The 18,325-nt window shown below is 74.2% G+C and carries 16 protein-coding genes; 8 read left to right on the top strand and 8 right to left on the bottom strand.

Annotated elements, in window-relative coordinates; all coding sequences use genetic code 11:
• Positions 1–79: 79 nt before the first annotated feature.
• Positions 80–985: an adenosylcobinamide amidohydrolase gene (locus ACQ9ZG_RS01480; protein ID WP_499281563.1), complete on the top strand. Its 906-nt coding sequence runs from the start codon at positions 80–82 to the stop codon at positions 983–985.
• On the opposite strand, the gene ACQ9ZG_RS01475 is transcribed toward ACQ9ZG_RS01480, so the two are convergent.
• The 4 genes from ACQ9ZG_RS01475 to ACQ9ZG_RS01460 form a co-directional block, all read right to left on the bottom strand.
• Positions 978–2,252, bottom strand: a complete 1,275-nt coding sequence (locus ACQ9ZG_RS01475) for a sulfite oxidase (protein ID WP_499279691.1) — start codon at positions 2,250–2,252, stop codon at positions 978–980. The two genes, ACQ9ZG_RS01480 and ACQ9ZG_RS01475, sit on opposite strands and share 8 nt — an antisense overlap.
• Positions 2,249–3,460, bottom strand: a complete 1,212-nt coding sequence (gene metX / locus ACQ9ZG_RS01470; protein ID WP_499281562.1) for a homoserine O-acetyltransferase MetX — start codon at positions 3,458–3,460, stop codon at positions 2,249–2,251. Before metX ends, ACQ9ZG_RS01475 begins: the two co-directional genes overlap by 4 nt.
• The gene (locus tag ACQ9ZG_RS01465) at positions 3,457–4,818 is read right to left on the bottom strand and encodes a bifunctional o-acetylhomoserine/o-acetylserine sulfhydrylase (RefSeq protein WP_099218683.1); all 1,362 of its coding nucleotides are present in this window, start codon (positions 4,816–4,818) and stop codon (positions 3,457–3,459) included. Before ACQ9ZG_RS01465 ends, metX begins: the two co-directional genes overlap by 4 nt.
• Positions 4,819–5,049: 231 nt before the next feature.
• Complete coding sequence (locus ACQ9ZG_RS01460) at positions 5,050–5,925, bottom strand: RNA polymerase sigma factor SigF (RefSeq protein WP_028417257.1); 876 nt, start codon at positions 5,923–5,925, stop codon at positions 5,050–5,052.
• A gap of 673 nt (positions 5,926–6,598) precedes the next feature.
• Between ACQ9ZG_RS01460 and ACQ9ZG_RS01455 the strand changes: the two genes are divergently transcribed.
• The 6 genes from ACQ9ZG_RS01455 (at position 6,599) to abc-f (ending at position 13,667) form a co-directional block, all read left to right on the top strand.
• Positions 6,599–7,357 carry a GNAT family N-acetyltransferase gene (locus ACQ9ZG_RS01455; protein WP_499281561.1) on the top strand — a complete coding sequence of 253 codons (759 nt, stop codon included), beginning with the start codon at positions 6,599–6,601 and terminating at the stop codon, positions 7,355–7,357.
• A gap of 292 nt (positions 7,358–7,649) precedes the next feature.
• Entirely contained in the window at positions 7,650–8,840 is a 1,191-nt protein-coding gene (locus ACQ9ZG_RS01450; RefSeq protein WP_109914132.1) for a PP2C family protein-serine/threonine phosphatase, read from the top strand.
• Positions 8,841–8,911: 71 nt separating this feature from the next.
• Positions 8,912–9,634, top strand: coding sequence for a TetR family transcriptional regulator (locus tag ACQ9ZG_RS01445; protein ID WP_499279689.1), 723 nt, complete (start codon positions 8,912–8,914; stop codon positions 9,632–9,634).
• A complete protein-coding gene (locus tag ACQ9ZG_RS01440; protein WP_499279687.1) occupies positions 9,631–10,404 on the top strand; it encodes an SDR family NAD(P)-dependent oxidoreductase in 774 nt (257 codons plus the stop codon). The genes ACQ9ZG_RS01445 and ACQ9ZG_RS01440 overlap by 4 nt, the downstream gene beginning before the upstream one ends.
• A 143-nt stretch (positions 10,405–10,547) precedes the next feature.
• The gene (locus ACQ9ZG_RS01435) at positions 10,548–11,588 is read left to right on the top strand and encodes an NAD(P)-dependent alcohol dehydrogenase (protein ID WP_109916466.1); all 1,041 of its coding nucleotides are present in this window, start codon (positions 10,548–10,550) and stop codon (positions 11,586–11,588) included.
• A gap of 339 nt (positions 11,589–11,927) precedes the next feature.
• On the top strand, positions 11,928–13,667 hold the full coding sequence (gene abc-f / locus ACQ9ZG_RS01430; RefSeq protein ID WP_109916465.1) for a ribosomal protection-like ABC-F family protein: 1,740 nt from the start codon (positions 11,928–11,930) through the stop codon (positions 13,665–13,667).
• Here the strand turns inward: abc-f and ACQ9ZG_RS01425 are convergent.
• From ACQ9ZG_RS01425 to dhaK, 4 genes are all read right to left on the bottom strand, one after another.
• Positions 13,598–14,104 carry an NUDIX hydrolase gene (locus ACQ9ZG_RS01425; RefSeq protein WP_109916464.1) on the bottom strand — a complete coding sequence of 169 codons (507 nt, stop codon included), beginning with the start codon at positions 14,102–14,104 and terminating at the stop codon, positions 13,598–13,600. The genes abc-f and ACQ9ZG_RS01425 overlap by 70 nt on opposite strands.
• Before the next feature lie 135 nt (positions 14,105–14,239).
• Positions 14,240–14,650, bottom strand: a complete 411-nt coding sequence (locus ACQ9ZG_RS01420) for a PTS-dependent dihydroxyacetone kinase phosphotransferase subunit DhaM (RefSeq protein ID WP_018491327.1) — start codon at positions 14,648–14,650, stop codon at positions 14,240–14,242.
• Positions 14,647–15,261, bottom strand: a complete 615-nt coding sequence (dhaL, locus tag ACQ9ZG_RS01415; protein ID WP_499279684.1) for a dihydroxyacetone kinase subunit DhaL — start codon at positions 15,259–15,261, stop codon at positions 14,647–14,649. The genes ACQ9ZG_RS01420 and dhaL overlap by 4 nt, the downstream gene beginning before the upstream one ends.
• Positions 15,262–15,339: 78 nt before the next feature.
• Positions 15,340–16,332 carry a dihydroxyacetone kinase subunit DhaK gene (gene dhaK / locus ACQ9ZG_RS01410; protein ID WP_018491325.1) on the bottom strand — a complete coding sequence of 331 codons (993 nt, stop codon included), beginning with the start codon at positions 16,330–16,332 and terminating at the stop codon, positions 15,340–15,342.
• A 519-nt stretch (positions 16,333–16,851) separates the two neighbouring features.
• Here dhaK and ACQ9ZG_RS01405 point away from each other — a divergent pair.
• Positions 16,852–18,090, top strand: a complete 1,239-nt coding sequence (locus tag ACQ9ZG_RS01405; protein WP_109917010.1) for an endonuclease/exonuclease/phosphatase family protein — start codon at positions 16,852–16,854, stop codon at positions 18,088–18,090.
• Positions 18,091–18,325: the final 235 nt, after the last annotated feature.

Genomic DNA, 18,325 nt, shown 5'->3' with positions numbered 1-18,325 from the left:
TCCTGGCCCCGTACGGAGCCGCCCGGCGGCCTGTGACCCGGTTAGGCCAATCGGGTGAGAGGGTGCGGGCCCGCATAGGATCGGCGGAGCACGGCCGCCCCGGGAGGACGGGCCGGAGCCGGTCCCGCCGAGCCGCCAGGAGTGCGCCATCGATTCCGTACGCGTCCACCCGCCCGGCCGGCGCACCGGACCCCGCACCGAACCGCGTGCCGAGCTTCGCGATCGGCACGAGGACGGCCACCACCTCCACCACCTGGTGTGGCGGCTGGGCCCCGGGGTGCGGGTGTGCAGCAGCGCGGTCCTCGGCGGCGGTATCGGCCCGCGCGCCTGGATCCTCAACGCCCAGGTCCCCGGCGGCTATCCACGGCTCGACCCGGACCGCCACCTCGCCGAGATCGCCGCCGCCGAAGGACTCACCGGCTCCGGCGCCGGGCTGATGACCGCGGCCGAGGTCGCCGCGTACACCACCGGCCGGGACGGCGGCGTCACCGCGACCGTCACCACGGGCCTCGGCGTACGGGGCTGGGCGGCGGCCCCGGAAACCGCGGGTCCGATGTGCGCGGCCCCCGAAACCGCGGGTCCGGACTCCGCGGCGCTCGAAGCCGCGGCCCCGGAGTCCGCGGCCGGCGAGACCGTGGCTTCCGGGACAGCGGCCGCCGAGACCGCGGACCCCGTCGCGAGCGTCCGCACCCCGCACCGGCCGGGCACGGTCAACATCGTCGTCGAACTCCCCGTCGCCCTCTCCGACGCCGCCTTGGTCAACGCCGTCGCCACCGCCACCGAGGCCAAGGTGCAGGCCCTCCTGGACGCCGGACTCGACTGCTCCGGCACCCCCACGGACGCCGTCTGCGTCGCCGCGCCCGAGCCGGGGCCCGACGGCGGCGAACCCTTCGCCGGACCCCGTTCCCCCTGGGGCGCGCGCATCGCCCGCGCCGTGCACACCGCCGTACTGGCCGGAGCGCGCCCGGCGCGGCACCTCAGCTGACCGTCACCGGGTGCCGGACCACCGCGTCGAAGAGGTACCCCTGCGTGTTGTGCGCGGTCACCTTCGGCTGCGTACGCCCCGACCGGTCCGTGGCCCGTGCCAGCAGCTCGACCGGGCCCGTCCGCACCGGCACCCAGTCCGCCGACCACCGCACCCAGCTGCCGGCCCTCGGCTCGTCGCGCAGCCGGGCCCGCCGCCAGCGGTGCCCGCCGTCGGTGCTGACCTCCACCGACCGCACCGGCGCCCCGCCCGACCAGGAACGCCCGGTGAGGACCGTGCGGCGCCGGGCGCGGAACGTGGCGCCCCGCTCCAGCTCGAAGGCGCTCTTCAGGGTCTGCCGGGTCAGCGGGGCGCTGCCCTCCGGCGGGTGGCCGGGGCCGAAGAGCCGGTAGAGGCCGGTGTTCCACGGGGTGAGCAGCGGTTCGGCGCTCACCTCGATGTCCCCGAGCCACTTGATGTTGGCGATGCCCACCCAGGACGGCGCGATCACCCGGACCGGGTACCCATGGTCGGGCGGCAGCGGCTCGCCGTTCATCCCGTACGCGAGCAGGACGTCGTCCAGCGCCTTCGCCACCGGCAGCGGACGGCGCACCCGGCCCAGGTCCACCCCGTCCGTGACCACCTCGGCGTCCAGCCCGCGCGGCAGCACGTCGACCGCGTGGCGCCCGATCCCGGCCCGGCGCAGCACATCGCCCAGCCGCACCCCGCGCCAGCGGGCCGTACCGATCGCCCCCAGCGTCCACGCCGTACCGCTGACCGCCTGCCCCTGCTGCGAGGTGAAGAAGCTGCGCCCGTTGCCCGCGCACTCCACGAAGGCGGTACGGGTGGCCGAGGGCAGGCGCAGCAGATCGGCGTACGTGAAGTCGACCGGGCCGCCCGTGAGGCCGTCGCCCCAGACCGTCAGCTTCCAGGTGGCCCGGTCGATCTCCGGGGTCGCGGTGTGGTTGCGGACGAAGAACCGGTCGGCGGGGGTGAGGAGCCCGGTGTCCCTGAGCGCGGCGAAGTCGGTCTCCGCGTTGGTGCCGCGCAGCGTGAACAGCTCCGGGGGCAGCGGCTTGACCACCCCGGGCAGCCCGGCCGCGGGGGCCGGAGCCGCCGCCTGGGCCGGGGCGGCGACCGAGGCCAGCGGGACGGCGGCCGACGCGGCCGCGACGAACCGCAGCAGGTCGCGGCGGTCGATCCCGGCGGAACGCGCCCGCCCGGCGGACCACTGGCGCAGCCGCATCCGGTCGTAGGCGGCCTCGGAGGCCGGGTGCAGCGGGTTCATGGCAGCTCCTGGTGGGGGAGGGGCGAGGGGAGGACGGCGGGAGGTGCGGGCGGAGGCTGGGGAAGCAACTCCCGTACGAGAGAGGCCACCTGGTCCGTCTCGATGAGGAACCCGTCGTGGCCGTGAGGGGATTCGACGATCCGCGGCCGGTCGCAGCCGGGCAGCAGCTCCGCCAGCTGCCGCTGCTGGGAGAGCGGATAGAGCCGGTCCGAGTCGACGCCCGCCACCAGTGCGGGCAGCTCCGCCCGGCGCAGCGCCCGTTCGATCCCGCCCCGGCCCCGGCCCACGTCGTGCCCGTTCATCGCCCCGGTGAGCGCCACATAGCTGCCCGCGTCGAACCGGCGCACCAACTTCCCCGCGTGGTGGTCGAGATAGGACTCCACCTGATAGCGCCCGCCGCGCCCCGGCTCCTCGCCCGGCTGCGGCTCCCGGCCGAAGCGGGCGGCGAGTTCGGGCTCGCTGCGGTACGTGATGTGGGCGATCCGGCGCGCCCGGCCGAGGCCTCGGTGCGGACCGGCGCCGGGCGGGGAGGTGTGGTAGTCGCCGCCGCGCCACCCCGGGTCGGAGCGGATCGCGTCGATCTGCACCGAGCCCCAGGCGATCTGCTCGGCGGAGGCGGCGGCCGGGGCGGCGAGCACCAGCAGCGAACCGGTCCGCTCCGGTCTGCCCACCGCCCACTCCAGCGCCCGCATCCCGCCCATGGACCCGCCGATCACCGCGGCCCAGCGCTCGACACGGAGCGCGTCGGCGAGCGCCGCCTCGGCCGCCACCTGGTCCCGCACCGTCAGACACGGGAACCGGGAGCCCCAGGGCGCGCCGTCCGGCCCCGGGGAAGAGGGGCCCGTACTGCCCTGGCAGCCGCCGAGCACGTTCGGGGCGACGACGAACCACCGGTCGGTGTCGAGCGCCCGGCCGGGGCCGACCAGCGCGTCCCACCAGCCGGGGGTGGGGTGGCCGGGACCGGCGGGTCCGGCCACATGGCTGTCGCCCGTCAGCGCGTGCAGCACCAGCACGGCGTTGGAGCCGTCCGCCGCCCGCTGCCCCCAGGTCTCGTACGCCAGGCGGACCCCCGGTAGCCGGGCGCCGGACTCCAGGGGCAGCGGGTCCTCGATCGTCACCCAGCGGCGACGACCGGGCGGGTCCCCCTCCCGCCGGCCGCCGGAGGCCGGCGGGAGGGGAAGTGCGGCGGGCGCGGTCGTACGGTTCAGGACGCGGCCTTCGCGGCCCGGAACCCGGCGTCCAGGTCGGCCTTGAGGTCGTCCACGTTCTCCAGGCCGACCGAGAGCCGCACCAGACCGGGCGTGGCGCCGGTCAGCAGGAGCTGCTCCTCCGTCAGCTGGCTGTGGGTGGTGGAGGCGGGGTGGATGATCAGGCTGCGGACGTCACCGATGTTGGCGAGATGGCTGAACAGCTCCACCGCGTCCACGAACCGCTTGCCCGCCTCGGCCCCGCCCTTCAGCTCGAAGGAGAGCACCGCGCCCGCGCCGCGCGGCAGATAGCGCTGCCCGGCCTCGTACCAGCGGCTCGACGGCAGACCCGCGTAGTGCACGGTCTCCACCTCGTCGCGCCCCTCCAGCCAGCGGGCCAGCTCCAGCGCGTTGGCGGTGTGCCGCTCCAGCCGCAGGCTCAGCGTCTCCACGCCCTGGAGCAGCAGGAACGCCGAGTGCGGGGAGAGTGCCGGGCCCAGGTCGCGGAGCAGCTGGACCCGGAGCTTGACGGCGAAGGCGCCCGGTCCCAGGGCGGGCCAGTAGCGCAGCCCGTGGTAGCTCGGGTCGGGCTCGTGGAAGTCGGGGAAGCGCTCGGGGTGCGCCCCGAAGTCGAAGGTGCCGCCGTCCACGACGACCCCGCCGATGGTGGTGCCGTGCCCGCCGAGGAACTTGGTCGCGGAGTGGACGACGATGTCCGCGCCGTGCTCGATCGGCCGCAGCAGATACGGCGTCGGCACGGTGTTGTCCACGATCAGCGGGACCCCCGCGGCGTGCGCGGTGTCGGCCACCGCCCGGACGTCCAGCACGTCGCCGCGCGGGTTGCCGAGCGTCTCGGCGAAGAACGCCTTGGTGTTGGGCCGGACGGCGGCCCGCCAGGCCTCCAGGTCCTCGGGGTCCTCGACGAACGTCACCTCGACGCCGAACCGGGGCAGCGTGTGGCGGAAGAGGTTGTAGGTGCCGCCGTAGAGCGAGGGGGAGGAGACGATGTGGTCGCCCGATCCGGCCAGCGTCAGCAGCGCCAGGGTCTCGGCCGCCTGCCCGGAGGCGAGCGCCACGGCCGCGACCCCGCCCTCCAGCGCGGCGATCCGCTGCTCCAGGACGTCCTGCGTGGGGTTGTGGATGCGGGTGTAGATGTTGCCGGGCTCGGCCAGCGAGAACACGTCCGCGGCGTGCTGGGTGTCGCGGAAGACGAACGACGACGTCTGGTAGATCGGCACCGCGCGGGCGCCCGTCGCCGGGTCCGGGGCGGCTCCGGCGTGGATCTGCTGGGTCTCGAACGACCACGCGGCCCGGGGTTCCCGGCGGTCGGTGTCCTCGGGGGTGTGGCCTGCGGTGACGGAGTCGAGGGGCTGGCTCATGTGTTTCCTCGCACGTGGTTCGGTCGCCGTACGGCGTACGTCCGCCGGTCGGCGGCAACCCGGGCGGCACCGGGCTGACTACGGACCGTAGGACGTGCCGGACCGCCCCGGAAGCGTGTCGCCCGCTTGGCCACGAACCTGCAATACGGCGGCAATGCGAAGGCCGGCCCGGAGCCCCGGACCGGCCTTCACCCCATGCCGCGGCGCGGCGAGGTCGTCACTCCCCGGATGTCACTCCTGGGTGAGCATCCCGTTGCGCAGCTTGCCCAGCATCCGGCTGAGCAGCCGGGAGACGTGCATCTGCGAGATCCCCAGCTCGGCACCGATCTGGGCCTGCGTCAGCTCCTGGCCGAACCGCATGTCGATGATCCGCCGCTCCCGCTCGTCCAGGTCGCCCAGCAGCGGCGCGAGGGCGTGCAGGTTCTCCACCGCCTCCATCGCCGGATCGGGTTCCCCCAGGACATCGGCGAAGGTCCGCCCGGCGGTGTTCTGCGGACCGGACTCCGTGGAGTCGGTCGGCATGTCCAGGGAGCCCGCGGTGTAGCCGTTGGAGGCGACGATCCCCTCGGTGATCTCCGCCTCGTCCATGCCCAGGCGTTCGGCCAGCTCCTTGACCGTGGGGTCGCGGTCCAGCTCGGCGGAGAGCTGCTCCTTCGCCTTGGCGAGGTCGACCCGCAACTCCTGGAGGCGCCGGGGCACATGGACGGCCCAGCTGGTGTCCCGGAAGAACCGCTTGATCTCACCGACGATGTAGGGGACGGCGAAGGAGGTGAACTCGACCTCGCGGGAGAGGTCGAAGCGGTCGATCGCCTTGATCAGCCCGATGGTGCCGACCTGGACGATGTCCTCCATGTCGCCGCTGCCCCGGTTGCGGAAGCGGTTGGCGGCGAACCGGACCAGGGACAGGTTCATCTCGATCAGGGTGTTGCGCGCGTACTGGTACTCGTGCGTTCCCTCCTCCAGCACCTGGAGGCGGTCGAAGAAGAGGCGCGAGAGCCGGCGCGCGTCCATGGGGGCGACCTTGCCGGCGTCCTCGATCCAGGGAAGGTCCTCCGTGGTGCTCGTCCGGTGGTCCGCACCGGTGGTCCGCGCGGTCTGCGCCGTCATCTCGTCACGCTCCCCTCGCTCGTAGGCCATGAGGTCTACTCGCCTGCCCCGCACTCCCGCCCTCATGCGCAGAGCGGGGGATGAGATTCGGCCGACCGGTGCGAGGTAGCCGGGAACGGTCTGCCCGCAGCACTGAAACCCCGTCATGGGGCGGACTGATCCACGGGGGGCGCACAGAACCGCCCCACCGGTACGGGGGAGCCCGGTGGGGCGGTCTCCACCAGAGTGCCACAGCTGACGGGCAGTTGGGGCCGGACCGGGCCGTATTGGCTGACGGATGAGTCGAATTCGCCGGTCCCCGCGGCAGGCGCACGCCGGTCCGCACCGTGCTCCGGAACCTCTCCCTCCGGCCGACGCCGACCCTGTGGGAGCCCTCTGCCGGGCACTCCGTTGCAGCCGCGTGAACAGTTCCCCGACACGGAATACGCCCTGCGCGCATCGGCTTTTGCCCGGTGGCGGGCGCGCGGCGCCGGGGCACCGGGGTGCCCGCAGGGAGAACCGCGCGATGGACCGGAACGAGGGAGAGCATGCGCCGTTCGTACGCGTACGAAGAGGGGTGCCGGGGAGCAGCACGGGGTGCCGGTGAACGGCCCGATCCGATCGCCGGGGTGATCGCGTGAGTACCCTCGGCCGGCACCGGGAGCCGGCCCTCCGGCAGCCGTCCGCCGCCCGGGTGGCGGACGGGGAGCGGGAGCCCCGTCCGGTGGCCGGGGAACCCCATCCGCTGGACGCACCCGCCCGCACGTCGCTCACCGGCCCGCACGCCCGCTTCGCCGAGCGCCGGGGCCGGATCCTGCGCTACCCCGTCGACGTCACCCCCTGGACCGCCCACCCCGACACGCCGGACGCCCGGGACTGGGCCGATCTCGCGGCGCTCGCCGGCCCGGGCGGCACCATCGGCCTGAACACGCTGAAGGAGGAGCCCCCGGAGGGCTGGGAGATCCTCCAGCGGATCGCCGGGGTCCAGCTCGTCGACGAGTCGGTGGTCCCGGAACCCGACGCGGAGGCCGTACGGCTCGGCCGGGCCGACGTACCGGAGATGCTGGACCTGGTGGAGCGCACCCGCCCCGGTCCCTTCCTGCCGCGCACCGTGGAACTGGGCACCTATCTGGGCATCCGCCGGGGCGGCGCCCTGGTGGCGATGGCGGGGGAGCGGCTGCGTCCACCGGGCTGGACCGAGATCAGCGCGGTCTGCACGGACGAGTCCGTACGGGGCCAGGGGCTGGCGAGCCGCCTGGTGCGGGCGGTCGCGCACGGGATCCGGGAGCGCGGCGAGACCCCGTTCCTGCACACCTCGGCCGCCAACACGAGCGCGATCCGGCTCTACGAATCGCTCGGCTTCCGGCTCCGCGCCCACCCCGAGTTCCTCTCCCTCCGGGCCCCGGCCGCGCTCCCGCCCACCGGGGAGCCCCGCGAGGCGGCGCCGCGGTGACGAGGGCCGTGCCGCGGTGACCGGGGCCGTCCTCGGGTGACCGGGGCCGTCGGCGGGCCTCCGGGCGCCCACGGCCCGGCGACGGGACTTCCGGCCCCCGCCGCCGGTCCGGCCGCCAGGACCTCCGGCCTCCGGCGCGCCCGCCTGAGGTCCCGGGCCGAACGGCCCGACAGGGACCTTCGGCACCCCCCGCGGGCCCTATGCCCCCCTGCGCCCGGGGCCGGTTCCCGGTCAACTGGAAGGGACCGGCCGAACAGCGGGCGGCACCGAGGAGTGGACGGAAGGAGCGGCCGTGGCCCTGGGCAGACGGCGCACGGCACGAGGCCGGACGGAGGTCCCGTCCGGCACGGACGCGGTCGCGGAGGCGGCCACGGGCCGGATCGGGAGCTGGGCGCTGGCCGGCTGGCTGGCTCTGGTCACCGTGCTGATCGTCCTCCTGGACCTGTTCACCGGCGAGGACCTGCGGGTCATCCCCCTGCTGGTGGTCGTTCCGGCCCTGGCCTCCGTCTTCTGCAGCCTCCGGCAGACGGTCTGGGTGGCGGTCTGGATCACGGTGGTCGTCGTCGGATCCGGCCTCGGCGGTCACGGCACCTTCTGGGACTTCGTCTTCGGCATGGGCTTCACCGTGCTCGCCTGCGCCCTCGGGGTCGCCGCCTGCGCGGCCCGCATCCGCCACGCCACCGAGATGGCCCGGCTCCGCTCCGCCGCCGTCGCCCTCCAGCGGCAGATCCTGCGCCCGCTGCCGGTCGTCACCGACCAGGTCTTCGCGTACGGGCTCTACGAGCCGATCGAGGAGGACCGTTTCGTCGGCGGCGACATCTACGAGGTCGTCGAGTCGCCGTACGGGACCCGGGTGATCATCGGGGACGTCCAGGGCAAGGGGCTCGCGGCGATAGGAGCCGGGTTCGCCGCCATCGCCGCCTTCCGCGAGGCCGCGGTCCGCGAGCGGACGCTGACCGGGGTGGTGGAGGCACTGGAGGACGCCGTCGTCCGGCACAACGTGTTCTCCGCCCAGACCGGCGAAGCCGAACGCTTCGTGACCGCGCTGGTCCTCGGGTTCGACGGGAAGGACCGCGTACAGGCCGTCAACTGCGGCCATCTGCCGCCGCGCCTGCTGCACGAGGGCCGGGCCCGTGCCGTTCCGCTCCGCCGGATCTCCGTCCCCCTCGGTCTCGCGGGGCTCAGCCGCGAGACCCGTACGGCCGAATCGTTCGCCTTCCCGCCCGGTGCCACTCTCCTGGCCGTCACCGACGGGGTGACCGAGGCCCGTGACGCGGCCCGCGCCTTCTACCCGTTCGACCGGCGGCTGGCCGACTGGGCCGGTCACGACCCGCGCGAGCTGCTCGACGCGCTCCGCGCCGACCTGGAGCGGTTCACCGGAGGGGTCCGGCGCGACGACGTCGCCGCGCTCGCCCTCCGCCGCGCCCCGGCCTCCGGAGACGGAGAGGCCGCCAGGCCCGTCGCGGGTGCCGTGACCGACTGAGCGGAGAGCCGACCGTATGTCCCCATGAGACTGATGTCGCATGGGGACATTTTGAGGTGTACGGTGCATGTATGAGCCCGGAAGAGAGCACCCCGGAGCGCGGCACCGCCGAGCGCAGGACGCCCGAGCGGCGCAGCCGCAAGGCCCGCCGCACCCGCGACACCCTCGCGCAGGCCGCGTTCGAGCTGGTGCTCGACCGGGGGCTGCGGTACGTCACGGTCGAGGAGATCGCGGAGGCCGCCGACGTCGACCGCCGCACCTTCAGCCGCTACTTCGCGAGCAAGGAGGCCGCGGCCCTCGACTCCCTGCGCGGCGACGGCGACCGGATCAACGCGGCCCTGCGCGCCCGCCCGGCCGAGGAGCCCCCGCTCCTCGCCTACCGGCACGCCGTCCTCGCCTGGCTGGCCGACCCCGGGGCGGAGCCCTGGCACCGCCGTCCCCGGATCTTCGACCTCCTGGTCGCCGCCGAGGACGAACCGACCCTCTACGCGGCCTTCCACCACATCCGGGCGGACGCCCAGGAGGACTCGATCGCCATCGTCGCGGACCGGCTCGGCGTCGACCCGAGCCACGACATCCGCCCCGCCGTGACCGTGGCGGCGGGCGCGGGCGCGCTCCTCGCGGCCCAGGCCGCCTGGGTGCGCGGCGGACGCCCGGACGCCCTGCCCGCGCTGGTCGCCGAGGCGTTCGACGCGCTCTCGGCGGACCTGCTCGCGGCACCGGACACCACAGCGGGCCGCCACCGGCCCGGCACCACCGAACACACAGCGGAAGCAGAAGAGGCAACCTCATGAGCACCACCCCCACCACCCCCGCGGCCGAGTTCGCCGGCCGTACCGCCCTCGTCACCGGCGGCGCCTCCGGCATCGGCCTCGCCGTGGCCCGGCTGCTCGCCACCGCCGGAGCGGCCGTCGTCGTCGCGGACCACGACGAGGAGAGCGCCCGCAAGGCCGCCGCCCAGCTGGAGAGCGCCGGGGCGCGCGCCGCCGCCGTCCGCATGGACGTCACCGACCCGGCCTCCGTGGAAGCCGGGGTGCGGTTCGCCGTCGAGACCTTCGGCGCCCTCCACCTGGCCGTGAACAACGCCGGGATCGCGGGCCCCTCCGCCCCCACCGGGGCCTACCCCGTCGAGGACTGGGACCGGGTCGTCGCCACCAACCTCAGCGGCGTCTTCCACTCGATGCGCCACGAACTCCCCGCCATCGTCGCGGCGGGCGGCGGCGCGATCGTCAACATGTCCTCGATCCTCGGCACCAACGGCTTCGCGGGCTCGCCCGCCTATGTCGCCGCCAAGCACGGCGTCGTCGGCCTCACCAAGAGCGCGGCGCTCGAATACGCCGCGCAGAACGTCCGGATCAACGCCGTCGGCCCCGGCTTCATCGACACCCCGCTCCTGCGGAACGCCGAGCCCCAGGCCCGCGAGCACCTGGTCTCCCTGCACCCGGCCGGACGCCTGGGCACCGCCGAGGAGGTCGCGGAACTCACCGTCTTCCTCCTCTCCGAGAAGGCCTCCTTCATCCACGGCAGCTACCACCTGGTGGACGGCGGCTACTCCGCCCCGTGACGACGGCGCCCGGGTGGCGCACGGGGGAGCCGGGCGGGACAAAGGAGAGAGCGATACGGGCACGGGGGAGGGGACCGGGGGACGCAAGGCCCGGGGGCCGGGGGCCAGGAAGAGAAACCAGCGGGAAGAAGCGAGGAAAGCCCATGAAAGCCGTCCAGTACCGAGCCGTCGGCGCCGCCCCCGAGGTCGTCACCGTCCCCGATCCCGAGCCCGGCCCCGGCCAGGTCCTCCTCAAGGTGACCGCCGCCGGTGTCTGCCACTCCGACATCGCGGTGATGGGCTGGACCGCCGACGAGATACCCTTCCCGCTCCCGCTCACCCTGGGCCACGAGGGCGTCGGCACCGTCGCCGCCCTCGGGGACGGCGTGAGCGGCCTCTCCGAAGGCGACTCCGTCGCGGTGTACGGGCCCTGGGGCTGCGGGATCTGCGTCAACTGCGCCGAGGGCAAGGAGAACTACTGCCTGCGCGCCAAGGAGCTGGGCATCATGCCGCCCGGTCTCGGCGCCCCCGGTGCGATGGCCGAGTACATGATCGTCGACGACCCCCGCCACCTGGTGCCCATCGGTGACCTGGACCCGGTGAAGACCGTCTCGCTCACGGACGCCGGACTCACCCCGTACCACGCGATCAAGCGGTCCCTGCCCAAGCTCGTCCCCGGCGCGACGGCCGTCGTCATCGGCACCGGAGGCCTCGGCCATGTCGCGATCCAGCTCCTGCGCGCCATGACGGCCGTACGGGTCGTCGCCCTCGACGTCACCGAGGAGAAGCTCGACCTCGCCCGGGCCGTCGGCGCCCACGAGACAGTCCTCTCCGACGAGAAGGCGGCGGACCGCGTCCTGGAGCTGACCGGCGGGCTCGGCGCGCACGTCGTGCTGGACTTCGTCGGCGCCCCGCCCACCGTGCGGACCGCCGGGGCCGCCGCCCGGGTCGACGGTGACATCACGATCGTCGGCATCGGCGGCGGCGCGCTCCCCGTCGGCTTCGGGGCACTCCCGTACGGCACCGGCGTCAGCGCCCCCTACTGGGGCTCGCGCAGGGAACTGGCCGAGGTGCTGGACCTGGCCCACGCGGGCGCCGTGGACGTCCACGTGGAGACGTACTCCATCGACGAGGCCCCGCGCGCCTACGAGCGGCTGCACGACGGCCGGATCACCGGCCGCGCGGTCATCCTGCCGAACGGCTGAGCCACCCCCGTACGTCCGCGAGCGGGGCCGGGAGAAAATCCCCGGCCCCGCTTCCGGCACCCCGTTACACTCGACGCCATGGGTTCGTACTACTTCTTCCGCTGATTCCCCGGCCCGGACAGCCGCCGCACGACGCCTGACGTCACCGGCGGGCACCCACCGGCCCGACCGCCACCGAGCACCGCACCGCCCGTGACCCCACCGGGCGGCCCCGCTCGTCGCCGTCCCCGGTGTGCCGCTGTCCCTCCGCCGTCCGGACACCCACGTCACGCCCCGCCCCCGCGCGTCCCCGCACGCGCCACCGCGGACCGGCACCCAGGAACCAGGGAAAAGGCACCCATGCACCCCCAGCGCGACCGCGCCCAACTGACCATGAAGGACGTCTCCAAGGCGTACGGGGACCGCTCCGTACTCGACCAGGTGACGCTCACCGTCCGCCCCGGCGAGAAGGCCGCCGTCATCGGCGAGAACGGCTCCGGCAAATCCACCCTCCTGCGTCTGCTGGCCGGGGCCGAGCAGCCGGACAGCGGCGAGATCACCGTCCGCTTCCCCGGCTCCGCCAGCTACCTCGCCCAGACCCTCGCCCTCGACCCGGCCGACACCGTGCAGGACGTCGTCGACGCCGCCCTGGCCGAACTCCGCACCCTGGAACGGGCCATCCGCGCGGCCGAGGACGCGCTGTCGGCGGGCGACCCCACGGAGGCCGAACTCGCCGCGTACGGAGACCTCCTCACCGCCTACGAGGAGCGCGACGGCTACCGCGCCGACGCCCGCACCGAAGCCGCCCTCCACGGCCTCGGCCTCGCCCACCTCACCCGGGACCGGGCGCTCGCCACCCTCTCCGGCGGCGAACAGTCCCGGCTGGCCCTCGCCTGCGTCCTGGCGGCCGCCCCCGAACTGCTCCTCCTGGACGAACCCACCAACCACCTGGACCTGCGGGCGGTCACCTGGCTGGAGGAGCACCTGCGCGCCCACCGGGGCACCGTCGTCGCCATCACCCACGACCGGGCCTTCCTGGAGCGCGTCACCTCCGTGATCCTGGAGGTCGACCGCGACCTGCGCACGGTCACCCGGTACGGGGACGGCTGGGACGGCTACCGCAGGGCCAAGGCCGCAGCCCGCCGCCGCCGGGCGCGGGAGCACCAGGAGCACCTGGACGAACTGGCCCGCACACAGGAGCTGGTGGAGGCCGCCGGACAGCGGCTCGCGGCCACCGGCACGGACCCGAAGCAGGGGTTCGGCAAGCACCGCCGTTCCCACGAGGCCAAGCTCTCCGGCCGGGTCAGGGCCGCCCGCACCCGGCTGGAGGCGCTGCGCCGGGCCCCCGTACCGCCCCCGCCCGAGCCCCTCGCCTTCACCGGCCGCCCGTCCCTCGCGGGGGAGACCGGACCCGGCCCCCTGGTGGAGCTGGCGGACATCTCCGTGGGCGACCGGCTCCACCTCCCGGCCCTGCGCGTCGGGCCCGCGGCCCGGCTGCTGGTCACCGGGGAGAACGGGGCCGGGAAGACCACCCTGCTGCGGGTCCTCGCCGGAGACCTGGCGCCCGACACCGGGACGGTCGCCCGCCGCGCCCGGGTCGGCTACCTCCCGCAGGAACTGCCCGCCCGGCCGACCCGGCGCACCCTGCTCGCCACCTACGCCGCGGGCCGCCCCGGCTTCCCGGACGAGTACGCGGACGAACTCCTGGAGCTGGGCCTGTTCCGCCCCGAGGACCTCGGCGTGCCCGTGGCGTCCCTCTCGATCGGCCAGCAGCGCCGGCTGGCCCTGGCCCGGCTGGTGGTCCGGCCGGCCGATCTGCTGGTGCTGGACGAGCCGACCAACCACATCGCGCTCGACCTGGTGGAGGAGGTGGAGACGGCCCTCGCGCGATACCCGGGAGCCGTCGTGGTGGTGTCGCACGACCGCAGCTTCCGCGCCCGCTTCGCCGGTGACGTACTGGAGTTGAGGGCGGGCCGCCCCGCCGCGGACTGCCCCTCGGGGGAAGCGGGCCCGACCCCGCCGGGACCCGTCTACGCCTCCGGTGAGCCGGAGCCCTCGCCCCGTACCCGGTCGCGCAGCCGCTCGACGAAGACCCGCTGACCGGCGATCAGCCGCTCGGCGGCCTGCTCCGGCGTGCACCAGGCGAACCGGTCCATCTCCGGGAACTCCCGCCGCACGCCGGAGCCGCGCGGCCACTCCATCGTGAACGTCCCCGGCACCACGGCCGCCACGTCCAGCTCCGCCTCCACCGCCCACACGGTCACCGTCTTGCCGCTGCGCTGCCGGGCCTCGCCCAGCGGCAGCCACACCCCCTCCGGCACCGGCAGCCCCAGCTCCTCCTCGAACTCCCGCCGCGCGGCCGCCGCCGGGTCCTCCTCGGGGCCGTACTCACCCTTCGGCACCGACCAGGCGGCCGCCTCCCGCCCCGCCCAGAACGGCCCGCCCATGTGCCCGATCAGCACCTCGATGTCCCGCCCACCTCCCGTACCGCCGGTCCGGAAGAGGAGAAGCCCCGCACTGCGCCTGCTCGCCGCCATGCGGCCCAGTCTGCGGCGGGTCGGGGAGAGGCGCGAACGGAAGGGGGGCGGGGAGGGCGGAGGCACGAACGGAAGAGGCGCGGGCGGAGCCGGACGGGACGGAACTTGCCCGCCCCCCCGTCTCCGCCTCCGCCCCTACGTCTTCCGATACCCGTAGGCCTCCGAGGCCGCCGCCTCCACCGCACCGATGTCGCCACCGGAGGAGGCCGTCACCACGGCGGCGACCGCGCCCTCCACGAACGGGGCGTCCACCAGCCGCGCGTTCTCCGGCAGTTCGTCCCCCTCCGCCAGCATCGCCTTCACCGTCAGGACCGCGCTCCCCAGATCGACGAGGATCGCCACCCCGGCCCCCCGGTCCACCGACGCGGCGGCCCGGCCGATCAGTTCGGCGCTGGTGCCGAGCCCGCCGTTCGGCAGCCCGCCGGCCGCCGCGACGGGGGCCGTCACCCCTCCGGCGGCCAGTCCCCGGGCCAGCTCGGCCACCGACTCCGCGACCGGACCGCTGTGCGAGACCAGCACGATGCCCACCTGCGGCGCCCCGCTCATGCCTCCGCACCCCCGTCCCGCGCCGTTTCGGCCAGCGCCTCGACCAGCAGGGCCGCCGAGGTCGCGCCCGGATCCTGGTGGCCGATGCTGCGCTCCCCGAGATAGCTGGCCCGCCCCTTGCGCGCCTGCAGCGGGACCGTGGCCCCGGCGCCCGCCCGGGCAGCCTCCGCCGCGCCCCCGAAGGACGAGGCCAGCGCCTCGGCGGCCGGCAGCAGCGCGTCCAGCATCGTCTTGTCCCCGGCCCGCGCCCCGCCCAACTGCCCCACGGCGGCCACGCCCTCCGCGAACGCCCGGGCCAGCTGGTCCCGGTCGACCTCGGCGGCCTCGCCGAGCGCCTTGCCCGTACGGCGCAGCAGCGTCCCGTACAGCGGCCCGGACGCCCCGCCGACGGTCGAGATCAGCTGCCGCCCCGCCAGCGTCAGCACCGCGCCCGGGGTCGCGGGCGCGTCCTTGTCCACCGCGGCGGTCACGGCCGCGAAGCCGCGCTGGAGGTTGCTGCCGTGATCGGCGTCCCCGATCGCGGAGTCCAGCTCGGTCAGTCGGCCCGCCTCACGGTCCACCGAGGCCGCGGCGGCGGCCATCCAGCGGCGGAAGAAATCGGCGTCGAGCACATGCTCTCCTGTTCCCCGGGCCGGTGGGGCCCGGTGCGTACGGTCGTCCGTGCGAATCCGTCACCGGGAGTGCGGGGCTCAGCGGCCCCAGCGCAGCGCGGGCGTCTCCACGGGCGCGTCCCACAGCCGCAGCAGCTCCTCGTCGATCTGGCACAGCGTCACCGAGCAGCCTGTCATGTCGAGGGAGGTCACGTAGTTCCCCACGAGCGTACGGGCGACCGGCACGCCCCGTTCGGTGAGGACCCGCTGGACCTCGGCGTTGAACCCGTACAGCTCCAGCAGCGGTGTCGCCCCCATCCCGTTGACCAGGGCGAGTACGGGGCCGGTGGGCCGCAGGTCCTCCAGCACCGCGTCCACGGCGAAGTCCGCGATCTCCCCCGAGGTCATCATCGGCCGCCGCTCGCGACCGGGCTCCCCGTGGATGCCGATGCCCAACTCCAGCTCCCCGGCGGGCAGATCGAAGGTCGGGCTGCCCTTCGCCGGGGTGGTGACCGAGCTGAGGGCCACCCCGAAGCTCCGCGAGGACCCGTTCACCTGCCGGGCCACCGAGACGACCCGGTCCAGCGGCGCGCCCTCGTCGGCGGCGGCCCCGGCGATCTTCTCGACGAAGAGCGTCGCCCCCGTACCGCGCCGCCCGGCCGTGAACGTGCTGTCGCTCACCGCCACGTCGTCGTCCACCACGACCTGGGCGACCTGGATGCCCTCGTCCTCCGCGAGTTCGGCGGCCATCTCGAAGTTCAGCACGTCACCGGTGTAGTTCTTGACGACGAACAGCACCCCCGCCCCGCTGTCCACCGCCGCGGCCGCCCGCACCATCTGGTCGGGCACCGGCGAGGTGAAGACCTCCCCCGGACAGGCGGCCGACAGCATCCCCGGCCCCACGAACCCCGCGTGCAGGGGCTCGTGCCCCGACCCGCCCCCCGAGACGAGCCCCACCTTCCCGGCGACGGGCGCGTCCCTCCGCACGACGACCCGGTTCTCCACGTCGACGGTCAGCTCGGGGTGGGCGGCGGCGATGCCCCGCAGGGCGTCGGCGACCACGGTCTCGGGGACGTTGATGAGCATCTTCATGCCGATCTCCTGGTGAGGGGAACAGAGGCCTTGCCGACCTGTGTGTTTCCCAGGTCGGCAAGGTGTGGCCGGTGGTGGATCTTGCCGGTCCTCGGCGGCCTGCCGCGCCGCGTGGCGGTACTGATACCGACTGCTTGCCGAGTCTCCTGACCGGTCCTCAACTTGCGGGTGGGCGTTTCTCGATCTTGAGGGGCTCCCGGGTGCTCCAACGCGATGATGCCAACGTGGCGTGTCCGATGCCACCGCAAAGGCGGACTGGGAAGGTCCAGGGCTCGAAGCGTCGGAGCGTGTGATGGTCGTTCCGGATCCGGGTGGTGGGGTTGCGCGTGGCTGGATGGCTGGCGGTGGCGACCTCGATCCGGCGGATCCCCGGCCACTACCGCCGGCTGACACTCGCCGGTCCGCCGATTCAGCTTCGGGAGCGGCCTCCCGCCCCGTGCCCTCGTCAACGGGAGCGGCCCTGATCGAGCAGACGTGCCTATGATCATCGCCTTTGCTGGGTGCACAGAAAGAGAACCGATGAGAATACGCGGGATCCTGGCGGCCTTCGTGGTCGCCCTCTCCGTCGTTCTGCTGGCGGGCCTGGCCCAGAGCGGGGCGGACCGGCTGCGGGCGGACCGCGCAGCGGCCACGGACACGAAACGTGCTGCCACGGATGCGAAGCGTACGGCGACGGAGCCGGAGTCCACCGGCGCCGGGGCCGGAACCCAGGTCCAGCTCCGGGCGGTTACCTTCAACATGTGCGGTGGCATGTGCAACAAGGGCGGTACCGACCTGCTCCACCACATCGAGAAGGAGATCGACGCCTTCACGCCGGCGCACCTCGTCATGCTGCAGGAGGTCTGCTACTCGCAGTTCGAGTGGTTCAAGAGCACGTACGCGGGCACCTACGAGTTCAGTTTCACGCCCCTGCTCACCAACTACCCGAGCTGTGGTGCGCCCGACTGTTCGGTGAACATGGACAGCGACCCGAACAACGACGACAAGCGCTGCTGGATCGGCCAGGTCCTCGGCGCCCGTGGCGCACTGGGAACCAGGGACGAGATCTCCCTCGGCGGCGAGAGCTACCAGATCGACGGCAAAGGCAACCCGATCCCCCTCCCGCGGACGTTCAACGCCCTCTGCCACGACGTGGCCCTCGCCGGCATCGCCGGCAAGGTGAAGGGCTGCAGTGTGCACCTGCGCGCCTGGGACGACCCCAAGGGCGTCAGCGACCGGGCCCGTTCCGCGCAGGCGGCGCGCCTCGCCTCCGAACTCGATGCGGACATCGACGCCGGCAAGGTCGTCGTGGTGGGCGGAGACTTCAACATGGTCCCGCAGCCGCACAAGGGGCCGGGCCTGGACAGCTTCTACCGCCCCGACGCCGCGCCGGGCGGGGGCATCGGCCGCTTCTACGAAGCCGACACCACCGACACCAGGGACCCCGACGGCACCGGACCCGATCCCGCCCTCTGGACTCTGCCGGACCCGGACTGTGTCGCACCTGCCACGACCTGCCGCAGCGGCCAGTCCACCACTCTCGATCTGTCACCGCTGGGTGACGACCAGCGCAACAGCAAGATCGACCACCTCTTCTTCTCCGAGGCCACCACAACCGCCTCGCTCAGCGGCGGTCCCCGGCCCCTGTACTTCAAGGACGCCGCGCGCACGACCACCACGCAGAACCCGGCCGAGGCCGCCAGGGACGCCAACGGCAAGTACCTGAAGCTCTCGGATCACACCTTCTACCGCGGCTGGGCGACGGTCACCGTCTCCTGACCCCCGGGTGGCCGAAGGCTCGGCGCTCAACACCTGGGGCGCGAGCAGTCCCGGTTCGCACCGACCGGTGCACGTCTGGGTGTGCGCCTGCACCCTGGAGATCGCCGGTGCCTATGTGCGATGCCGTCAGTCACGACTCTTCTGCCAGGTTCAGTCGGAGTCCGGACCGCGATACCGGGTCCGTCTCCTGCTGCTTCCTCTGGCGTTGCGAGCCCGCTCCACCGTCAGCTCACTC

The sequence above is a fragment of the Streptomyces araujoniae genome (genome assembly GCF_050871195.1).
GTDB lineage: Bacteria > Actinomycetota > Actinomycetes > Streptomycetales > Streptomycetaceae > Streptomyces > Streptomyces bacillaris.
This window is presented reverse-complemented; position numbering and strand designations above follow the sequence as displayed.